This is a genomic window from Streptomyces sp. NPDC056361, assembly GCF_042262805.1.
Lineage (GTDB): Bacteria > Actinomycetota > Actinomycetes > Streptomycetales > Streptomycetaceae > Streptomyces.
On sequence record NZ_JBHJQI010000097.1, the window covers coordinates 21,642 to 31,194 of the forward strand.

The window sequence follows — 9,553 nt, forward strand, 5'->3', positions numbered from 1 at the left end:
GGGGGTGCAGCCAAGCGGGGGCCCGCGCGGGAGGTCCACGCGCGGGGCACCCCCGTAAGGGTTACGGCTTGATCAGGACCTTGAGGGCGGAGCGGTCGTCCATGGACTTGTAGCCGTGGGGGACGCCGTCGAGGTCGACGGTGAGGTCGAAGACCGGCGAGGGGTCGATGGCGCCGGAGAGGATGTCGGGGAGGAGCTCGGGGATGTAGGCGCGGACGGGGGCGACGCCGCCGCGGAGGGCGATGTTGCGGTCGAACATGACGTCGAGGTCGAGGCCGGTGCCGCTGCCGTGGGGGACGCCGACGTAGCCGATGGAGCTGCCGTCGCGGGCGATGGCGATCGCGGTGCGCATGGACTGCTCGGTGCCGACGGCCTCGATGACGCCGTGGGCGCCCTGGCCGCCGGTGAGTTCGCGGACGGCGGCCTCGGCGGCCTCACCGCGCTCGGCGACGACGTCGGTGGCGCCGAAGAGGCGGGCGATGTCGGTGCGGGCGGTGTGGCGGCCGAGGGCGATGATCCGCTCGGCGCCGAGGCGCTTGGCGGCGAGGACGCCGCAGAGGCCGACGGCGCCGTCGCCGACGACCGCGACGGTGGAGCCGGGCTTCACTCCGGCGCCGAGGGCGGCGTGGTGGCCGGTGCCCATGACGTCGGAGAGGGCGAGCAGCGCGGTGAGGAGCCGGTCGTCGGAGGCGGCCTCGGCGGGGAGCTTGACGAGGGTGCCGTCGGCGAAGGGGACGCGGACGGCCTCGCCCTGGCCGCCGTCGGAGCCGCCCGAGCCCCAGAAGCCGCCGCGCGGACAGGAGGTCTGGAGGCCCTCGGCGCAGTAGTCGCAGGTGCCGTCGGACCAGACGAAGGGGGAGACGACGAGGTCGCCGGCGGCGAAGCCGGTGACCTCGGAGCCGGCCGCCTCGACGATGCCGAGGAACTCGTGGCCGATGCGCTGGCCGGGCTGCCGGGCGGACTCGCCGCGGTAGGCCCAGAGGTCGCTGCCGCAGATGCAGGCGCGCAGGACCCGGAGGACGACGTCCGTGGAGTCCTGGATCACCGGGTCGGGCACGTCCTCCACGCGCATGTCGAACGGGGCGTGGATGGTGGTGGCGCGCATGAGGGGCGGTCCTCCCAGTCAGACGTTTGTACGATGCTCACCGTACATCGACCGGAGTGCTCCCGCAGTCAAAAGGTACTGCGCCGCGATGTAGGTCAGCATGACCCAGAAGTCGGGTGCGGGCAGCTGCGGCCACTCGGCGACGCCGGTGGCGATGAGGGTGTCGGACAGCAGGAACAGGGCGCCGCCGAGGCCGGCCAGGAGCCCGAGGGCGCTGGACCGGTAGGCCATGGCGGTGAGCAGCAGGGAGTAGCCGGCGACGGGGATCCGCAGGTCGGCGGGGAGGTCGGGCCAGAGGAGGACGACGGTTCCGGTGAGGGCCGCCGCGTAGAGGGCGCCGAGCGCCGGGGACGTGCGCCGGCGTCCGAAGAGGACCAGGTAGCAGACGTGTCCGACGGCGAAGGAGCCCATGCCGACGAGGAAGGCCCAGTCGGCGTCGGAGAGCAGGAAGACGTCGCCGCCCCAGCCGAAGAGGAGGGCGGCGGTGAGCGTCTTCGGGGCGCCGAGGGTGACGGCGTACGCGGCGAGCAGCGGCATCAGGAGCGGCTTGGCGATCTGGTGGCCGAGGTCGGCGCCGGCGAGCAGGGAGACCAGGTCGACGGCGGCGGCGGCCGCGAAGGCGGCGAGCAGCGCGCGGGAGGCGGTGGTCGGGACGGCGCGGACGGTAGTAGCGGTAGTAGGGGGTGCGGTGCTCACGCGGCGGCCTCCGGGGCGGGCGTCTTCCCGGCGACGGGGTGCGTCGCGGTGGTGGGGGCCGGCTGCCAGCCGGGGCCGCGGAAGACGCGGCCGGCGCGCTCGCGCCAGCCGTGCGCGGCCCGGACGTCGCGGGCGATGGCGGCGTACTCGTGGGTGGCGACGCGCAGCGGGTTGTAGGTCTCGATGTTCTTGGTGAGGCCGTAGACGGGCCGGTCGGTCTCGCCGGTCCAGGAGCCGAACATCCGGTCCCAGACGATGAGGATGCCGCCGAAGTTGCGGTCCAGGTAGCCGCCCTGGGAGGCGTGGTGGACGCGGTGGTGCGAGGGGGTGTTGAGGACGTACTCGAAGGGGCGGGGCAGCCGGTCGACGCGCTCGGTGTGGATCCAGAACTGGTAGACGAGGTTGAGCGAGTAGCAGAAGGCGACGGCCGCCGGGTGCACGCCGAGGACGATCATCGGCAGGTAGAAAGGCCAGCCGGTCACGCCGGTCCACGGCTGGCGCAGCGCGGTGGTGAGGTTGAACTTGCGGCTGCTGTGGTGGACGACGTGGCAGGCCCAGAGGATCCGGATGACGTGGTGGCCGCGGTGCTGCCAGTAGTAGAGGAAGTCCTGCGCGAGCAGCATCAGGGGGATCGTCCACCACAGGACGGGGACGCGGAGCGGGGTCAGCTCGTAGACGGCGGTGTAGACCGCGACGATCGGGATCTTCCACAGCGCGTCGAAGGCGAGGCTTCCCAGGCCCATCCCGAGGCTGGTGGCGGCGTCCTTGGTCTCGTACCCGGCGGCGTCCTCGTCGGGGTGGATCCGATGGCCGACCATCTCCACGACGGTGAGCAGGACGAACGCCGGTATGGACCAGAGCACGACATCGGGCAGGTTGGGCATGCCGTCGACGGTAAGCGGGGCGGGCGGGCCCCGCCAGACGTGATTACCGACAAGTATGCGAGACGACTTGTCAGCAAGCTTTGGCACCTTCCGACAACGGCCCGCGTCGCCCGCTACACCCCGGCCGCGCCGAGGAGGGATCCGGCCCCGTAGGTGACCGCCATCGCGAGGGCGCCGCCGGCCACGTTGCGGAGGATCGCCGGGCCCGCGGGGGCGCTGCCGAGGCGGGCGCTCCACCAGCCGGTGAAGGTGAGGGCGGCGAGGACGGAGAGGACGGTGACCCAGAGGCGGGCGGAGGTCGGCGGAAGGACGATCGCGAGGAGCGGCAGCAGGGCGCCGACGGTGAAGGCGAGGAAGCTGGCGCCTGCCGCGTGCCAGGGGTTGGTGAGGGCGTCGGGGTCGATGCCCAGCTCCACGCGCGCGTGGGCGCGCAGCGCGTCGCGCTCGGTGAGCTGTTCGGCGGCCTCGCGGGCCACCTCCGCCGAGAGGCCGCGGGCGGCCAGGAGGCCGGTCAGTTCGCGGAGCTCGGCCTCCGGCCGTTCGCGCAGTTCGCGCTTCTCCTGGGCGAGCGCGGCCTCCTCGGAGTCGCGCTGGGTGGAGACGGAGACGTACTCCCCCGCCGCCATCGACATCGAACCGGCGAGCAGTCCCGAGAGGCCGGCCGTGAGCAGGGCGGCCCGGGACTCGGTGGCGCCGGCGACGCCGACGACGAGGCCGGCGGTGGAGACGACGCCGTCGTTGGCCCCGAGCACGGCGGCCCGGAGCCAGTTGAGACGGGTGCCGAGGCCGCCGCCGTGGTCCTCGGCGTGGGCGGTGTCCGGTACGGGGGGTGACGTCACGTCAGGAGGGTCGCACCCGGTGGGTCACCAGACGCGGACCGACCCGCCCGGGGCGAACGCCGGGCTGGTGGCGCCCGCGGGGACCTCCTTCAGCGGCTCGGCGATCTCCTCGACGGTCGGGCCGTGGACGGCGGCCAGCCGGTCGAGGAGGTCGAGGTCGAAGCCGTAGACGCGGGCCGCGTTGCCGCCGACCATGGCGGCGACCTCGTCCCTCGGCACGCCCGCGTAGGCGATCCGGAGTCCTTCGCGGGAGTAGGGGGTGGTGCCCTCGTCGTGCGGGTAGTCGCTGCCCCACATGATCTTGTCGAGGCCGATCCGGTCGCGCAGCGGCACCTCGTGCGGGCGCATGAAGCTCGCGCCGACGTAGCAGTTGTCGCGCCAGACCTCGCTGGGGCCCTTGCCCATGGAGGCGGCGAGACCGGCGCCGAACCGGGACTCGGCGGTCGTGGCCCGCGTCGCCGCCGCGACGAGCCTGGCGTGGTAGTAGTCCAGCATGTCCATGACCCCGGGGATCCAGCCGGAGCCCTGCTCCGTCAGGACGAGCCTGAGGTCCGGGTGGCGGCGGAAGGCGCCGCCGAAGACGAGGTGCCACAGGGCCCGGTGGGAGAACCAGGTGGTCTCCACCATGAAGACGGCGCGGGCCGCGGGTTCGTCGCCGAGTGGCGGCGAGGCCGAGCCGCCGTGGTGGTTGACCGGCACGTCGAGCTCCGCGCAGACCGCCCAGATCGGGTCGTACGCCTCCGAGTACAGCTCGGGCACTCCGGACCCGGGCGGGGCGCCCGGCAGCAGGATGCCGCCGGTCAGGCCGGCCTCCTTCGCGCGGCGGATCTCCCGTACCGCCTCGTCCACGTCGTTGAGCAGGATCTGCGCCACGCCCGCCCGGCGGCCCGGCGCGTCCGCGCAGAAGTCGGCCAGCCAGCGGTTGTGGGCGCGCAGGCCCGCCCAGCGGAGCTCGTACTCCTCGCGGGTCGGCGGCGGGGCCATGAGGGAGGCGGAGGGGAAGAACGGCGGGATGGTGTTGGGGAAGACGACCTCGGCGACGATCCCGTCCGCCTCCAGCTCGCGCAGCCGGCGCCGCGAGTTCCAGTTGCGGTCGGCGGTGTCGGCGAGCAGGTCCTCGTACGGGTTGACGTAGCCGGCCGCCCAGGCGTCGAAGGCCTCGTGGTGCCGCCGTTCCAGGTACGGCCGGTAGTCGAGGAGGTCGGCGCCCGCGTGGCAGTCGGCGGAGATGACGGTGTACCTGTCCGTGTCCATCGCTTCGCCGCCCATCAGTGCGTCCCGAGGACCGGGAAGTCGTGGTCGGTCAGCCAGTGGCGGCCGACCTCGCGCGAGCGGGCCCAGGAGGCCTCCACGGCGGCCTGATCGGCGGACTGGCCGAGGTCGGCGGGGGTGGGGCCGATCCGGCGGGCGATCGGCGCCAGGGCGCCGAGGTCGAAGCCGAAGACCTCCGCCGCCGCCAGGCCGAGCATCCGCCGGGTCTCCTCGACCGGGATGTCGTGGAAGGTCCTCCGCAGCCACGCGCGCGTGTCGGGCCAGGTGCCCTCCGGGTGCGGGAAGTCGGAGCCCCACAGGATGTTGTCGACGCCGATCTCGTAGCGCTGGGCCAGTTCGCGCCGCTTGGTGTTGGTGGCGCAGACGAAGACCTGGCGGTCCAGGTACTCGCTGGGCGGCCGCTTCAGTTCGGCGAACGGGGACAGCTTCTTGCCGCCGTGCGCGCCGAGGTAGAGGCGGTCCATGAACCAGAGCAGGTTCGGCAGCCACCAGCAGCCGGACTCCGCGACGCCGAACCGGAGCCCGGGGTGGCGTTCGAAGGCCCCGGACCAGAGCAGGAACCAGAGGGGCCTGGCCGGCCACCAGGTGACCTCGGAGACGTAGATCCCGAGGTGGTCGCCGTACTCCTCGCGGGGCGCGGCACCGGAGTGGGTGACGACCGGCATCCCGGTCTCGGCGGCGGCCGCCCACACCGGGTCGTAGTGCCGGTCGTGGTACGGCGTCCTGTCGACCCACATGGAGGGGATCATGAGCGCGCCGAGTCCGGACTCCTTGGCCCGGTGGATCTCGGCGACGACCTCGCGGACGTCGGCGGTGACGGGGAGCAGGGCGACCCCGCAGTGCCGCTCGGGGTTCTGCCCGACGAACTCGGCGAGCCAGCGGTTGTGCGCCTTCGCGCCCGCCATGCCGAGCTCCGGGTCCTGGTCGCCGGAGAGGCCGAGGCCGACGCCGAAGGGCGCGGCCGTCTGGCTGTCGACGGCGTCCGCGTCGGGGAAGACGACCTCGGCGGCCACCCCGTCGCCGTCGAGCTCCTTGATCCGCTGGGCGGCGTCCCAGCCGCCGCGCAGGCCTTCCTCGTTGTCGCTGAACCACTTGCTCGCGAAGGCCTCGTTGCGCACCCCGAGCCGGGTCATGGCCTCGCGGCGGGCGTCGCGTCCCGCCAGGAAGTCGTCGAAGTCCCGGTGGAAGCGGGGGTCGAGGTAGGGCCGGTACTCCTCGGTGGGGAGCCCGGCATGGCAGTCGGAGGAGATGATCAGGTACGGGTCTTCGAAGCTCACGTCGGGCTCCTTGGCCGGTCAGTCGAGGATGAAGCTCTCCAGGTAGGACGGGTTGGCGCGGTCGAGCATCGCCTGCGAGCGCGCCCTGATCTGGCGGTCGCTGTGCTCGCTCTCGGGCAGCATCCAGAAGCGGTCGGCGCGGATGCCGTCGACGACGTGCTCGGCGACCTCCTCGACGGGCGTGAAGGCCACCTCGTGCCCGGCCTCCTTCATGGCGGCCTCCCACTGGTCGAGGCTGCGGTACGGGGTCCGGCGCGGCCGCTGCTTGGCGTACCGCTCGGGTCGGTTGCGGTGCGACTCCCACAGGCCGGTGCGGAGCATGTGGGGTCCGGGGAAGAGCACGGACGCGCCCACGCGCGCGTGCTCGGCCCTGAGGTGGGCGTAGAGCGACTCGGTCATGGTGACGACGGCCGCCTTGGTGACCGCGTACACGGAGGCGGTGGGCAGCGGGGCGATGCCGCCGTCGCCCGAGGAGGTGTTGACGACGTGGCCGGGCTCGCCGCTCGCGAGCATGCGCGGGACGAAGGCCTGGATGCCGTGGAAGACGCCCCAGACGTTGACCGAGAACGCCCACTTCCAGTCGTTGGGCTCGTGCTCCCACATGCGGCCCTCGGCGCCGGAGCCGACGCCGGCGTTGTTGCAGAGGACGTGGACGGCGCCGAAGGTGTCGTACGCGGCGTCCGCGAACGCCCGGACCTCGTCGGGGTCGGAGACGTCGACCGTCCGGGCGAGGACCTGCGCCCCGCTCGCCATCAGCTCGTCGGCGGCCTCCTCCAGGGCGGCCCGCTCGACGTCCCCGAGGACGACGGCGAGTCCCTCGGCGGCGAAGCGGCGGGCCATCGCGAGCCCGATGCCGCTCGCCGCGCCCGTGACGACGGCGACCTGTCCCTCACGCAGCTCCATCCGACGCCTCCTTCGGGACGCTCGTCTCGGGGGGTCCGTCGAGGATCTGGAGCGGGTCGTCGTACCGCTGGTGGATGTAGGGGAGCAGGGCGCGCGCGGAGACGCGTTCGGCGACCGTGCCCTTCTGGTCGGTGGTCTTCTCGCCGATGGTGATCTCGACGAGCCGGCGTACGGGGAGGTCGGCGACCGGGTCGTACATGGACTCGCGCAGCACCACGTCCCCGGTGACCCGCTCCAGCTTCCGCACCTTCTCGTTGCGGACGCAGTGGACGAGGACGGGGTCGGCGTCGAAGCCCGCACCCTCCACGCCCGGCAGGAACTTGAAGTAGAAGTCGGTCTTCTCGACGGGCTCCGGCAGCGGCAGCGGGCCGGAGACCGCGCCGCGCACCTCCACGAACGCGATGCCGTGCCGGGCCAGGGCGGCGCGGACCACGAGCCCGTCGCGCTCGACCGTGACCTCGCCCAGCTTCTTCGGCTCGCCGAAGACCTCGCGCCCGCCGGTCAGGGCCCGCTCGTGGGTCATCGGCATGACCAGCGGGTACCAGCCCTCCTTGTCGCCGTGGGCCGCGGCGACCGCCACCGAGCCGGCGCCGAGGGGGTAGCCGGGCAGGTCGACCCGGCTGATGTTGGCGCGCACGAGGGGGCGCGCGGTGGGTTTCAGCGGGGGCGGCAGGACCGCCGCGACGACGTCCGGGTCGGTCTCCCAGACGGCGACCACACCGGTGGACCAGATGTCGGGGAGCCTGGCGGACCGCTCGCGGGCCGCTGCCGCCTCCGCGTCGCTGCGCGCCCCGTACCGTACTCGTGCCATGACGTACCACCCTTCGGGATCGTCGGCCTGTAACACAGTTACACCGATGGCGATGAACGGTAAAGACCCGTGCACGCAGAGGAGTTGGGGGATGCGATGGCACGTTCCGCACTGAGCCGCGACGAGATACTGGACACCGCCGCCGCCCTGGTGAGGGAGCACGGCCCGGACGCCCTCACCATGCGCAGGCTCGCCGCCGAGCTCGGCACCGCCGTCACCTCGATCTACTGGCACGTCGGCAACCGCGAGTCGCTCCTCGACGCGCTCGTCGCCCGCACGGTCGCCGACCTCGGCGCCATCCGCCCGCACGGGTCGACCCCGGCCGAGCGGATGGTCTCCGTCGCCCGCTCGCTGCGCCGCGCCCTGCGCGAGCGCCCGCACCTCGTCGCGATGGTCCACGAGCGGGGCCTCACCGAGCGCATGTTCCTGCCGGCCCAGCGCGCCCTGGTCCACGAGGCCCACGCCGCCGGTCTGCGCGGCGCGGCCGCCGCCCGGTCCGTCCGCGCCGTCCAGTTCCAGGTCGTCGGCTACGTCCTCGTCGAACGCAACCGCGAACGCGCCCCGGCCCAGTCCCCCGCCGAGGAGGAGCTGTGGCGCGGGGAGGACGCCGAGGCCGACGGGCCGCTGGCCCGCGCCCTGGCCGCCCCGATCGACACCGAACGGCTCTTCGTGGACTCCGTACGCGCGCTCGTGGACGGGCTGCTCGCGGGGGCCGGCGGGGACACCGGGGACGGAGACGCCGGCCGCGGGCCGTATTCTCTGTGACCGTGCTTGACGACCGAACGACAGCAGCGACGTGGCCGGCCGCCTACCCGCAGGGGTACGCGGTCGTCGACGTGGAGACCACCGGACTCGCCCGCGACGACCGGATAGTGTCGGCTGCCGTCTACCGGCTGGACGCCCAGGGGAACGTCGAGGACCACTGGTACACGCTGGTCAATCCCGAGCGGGACCCGGGACCGGTGTGGATCCACGGGCTGACCAGCGACGTCCTGGAGGGCGCGCCGCTGTTCCCGGAGATCGCGGCGGAGTTCGCGGCGCGTCTCGACGGGCGGGTGCTCGTGGCGCACAACGCGATGTTCGACTGGCAGATGATCGCCAGGGAGTACGCGCGCGCCGAGTCGGCGGCGCCGGTGCGCCAGCGGCTGTGCACGATCGCGCTCGCCAAGGAGCTGTCGCTGCCGCTGCCCAACCACAAGCTGGAGTCGCTCGCCGCGCACTTCGGCGTGGTGCAGCAGCGCGCGCACAACGCGCTGGACGACGCCCGGGTCCTCGCGGAGGCGTTCCGGCCGAGCCTGCACGCGGCGGCCGAGCGGAACGTGCGGCTGCCGCTCCTGGAGTGCCGGCCGCTGACGGAGTGGGCCGCGACGCCCGCGCAGCCCCGGATCGGCCACCAGTCCTCCTACCGGGCCAACAGCTGGCGCCCGTCACGGAAGCGCCCGGCGTGCCCGCACCCCAACCCCGGTCGCTACGAGTCGGACAAACCGCTCAAGCAGGGCATGCGGATCGCCTTCTCCGGGGACACCTCGATCGACCGGGAGCTCCTGGAGGACCGCACGGTCGAGGCCGGTCTCCACGTCGCCACCAGCGTCTCCCGGCTGACGAGCCTGCTCGTCACCAACGACCCGGACTCGGCGACGTCCAAGACGCTCAAGGCCAAGTCCTTCGGCACGCCGGTCGTCGACGAGGCCGCCTACACGCAGCTGCTGCGGGACGTGACCCCGGCAGACGGGTGACACCCCCGCCCCGGCGGGCGCGGCGTGCTG

General features: G+C 73.3%; 10 protein-coding genes. 2 read left to right on the plus strand and 8 right to left on the minus strand.

Annotation, left to right across the window (positions count from 1 at the left end; all coding sequences use genetic code 11):
* Positions 1-61: 61 nt before the first annotated feature.
* The 8 genes from ACFCY7_RS27220 to ACFCY7_RS27255 all read right to left on the minus strand — a co-directional run bounded on the left by ACFCY7_RS27220 (position 62) and on the right by ACFCY7_RS27255 (position 7,787).
* On the minus strand, positions 62-1,105 hold the full coding sequence (locus ACFCY7_RS27220; RefSeq protein ID WP_376488690.1) for a zinc-dependent alcohol dehydrogenase family protein: 1,044 nt from the start codon (positions 1,103-1,105) through the stop codon (positions 62-64).
* An 18-nt stretch (positions 1,106-1,123) separates the two neighbouring features.
* Positions 1,124-1,801 (minus strand): lysoplasmalogenase, encoded by a 678-nt coding sequence (locus tag ACFCY7_RS27225; RefSeq protein ID WP_376488691.1) that lies wholly within the window; start codon positions 1,799-1,801, stop codon positions 1,124-1,126.
* Positions 1,798-2,685, minus strand: coding sequence for a sterol desaturase family protein (locus ACFCY7_RS27230; RefSeq protein WP_376488692.1), 888 nt, complete (start codon positions 2,683-2,685; stop codon positions 1,798-1,800). The genes ACFCY7_RS27225 and ACFCY7_RS27230 overlap by 4 nt, the downstream gene beginning before the upstream one ends.
* A gap of 113 nt (positions 2,686-2,798) precedes the next feature.
* Positions 2,799-3,524, minus strand: a complete 726-nt coding sequence (locus tag ACFCY7_RS27235; RefSeq protein WP_376488693.1) for a VIT family protein — start codon at positions 3,522-3,524, stop codon at positions 2,799-2,801.
* A 24-nt stretch (positions 3,525-3,548) separates the two neighbouring features.
* A complete protein-coding gene (locus ACFCY7_RS27240; protein WP_376488694.1) occupies positions 3,549-4,778 on the minus strand; it encodes an amidohydrolase family protein in 1,230 nt (409 codons plus the stop codon).
* A 14-nt stretch (positions 4,779-4,792) separates the two neighbouring features.
* Positions 4,793-6,073, minus strand: coding sequence for an amidohydrolase family protein (locus ACFCY7_RS27245; RefSeq protein ID WP_376488695.1), 1,281 nt, complete (start codon positions 6,071-6,073; stop codon positions 4,793-4,795).
* Between the two features lie 18 nt (positions 6,074-6,091).
* Complete coding sequence (locus tag ACFCY7_RS27250) at positions 6,092-6,976, minus strand: SDR family NAD(P)-dependent oxidoreductase (protein ID WP_376488696.1); 885 nt, start codon at positions 6,974-6,976, stop codon at positions 6,092-6,094.
* The gene (locus tag ACFCY7_RS27255) at positions 6,963-7,787 is read right to left on the minus strand and encodes an acetoacetate decarboxylase family protein (RefSeq protein ID WP_376488697.1); all 825 of its coding nucleotides are present in this window, start codon (positions 7,785-7,787) and stop codon (positions 6,963-6,965) included. The genes ACFCY7_RS27250 and ACFCY7_RS27255 overlap by 14 nt, the downstream gene beginning before the upstream one ends.
* A gap of 96 nt (positions 7,788-7,883) precedes the next feature.
* Between ACFCY7_RS27255 and ACFCY7_RS27260 the strand changes: the two genes are divergently transcribed.
* Together ACFCY7_RS27260 and ACFCY7_RS27265 are read left to right on the plus strand one after the other, a co-directional pair.
* Positions 7,884-8,552, plus strand: a complete 669-nt coding sequence (locus ACFCY7_RS27260) for a TetR/AcrR family transcriptional regulator (RefSeq protein WP_376488698.1) — start codon at positions 7,884-7,886, stop codon at positions 8,550-8,552.
* Positions 8,549-9,523: a DEDDh family exonuclease gene (locus ACFCY7_RS27265; protein WP_376488699.1), complete on the plus strand. Its 975-nt coding sequence runs from the start codon at positions 8,549-8,551 to the stop codon at positions 9,521-9,523. Before ACFCY7_RS27260 ends, ACFCY7_RS27265 begins: the two co-directional genes overlap by 4 nt.
* Positions 9,524-9,553: the final 30 nt, after the last annotated feature.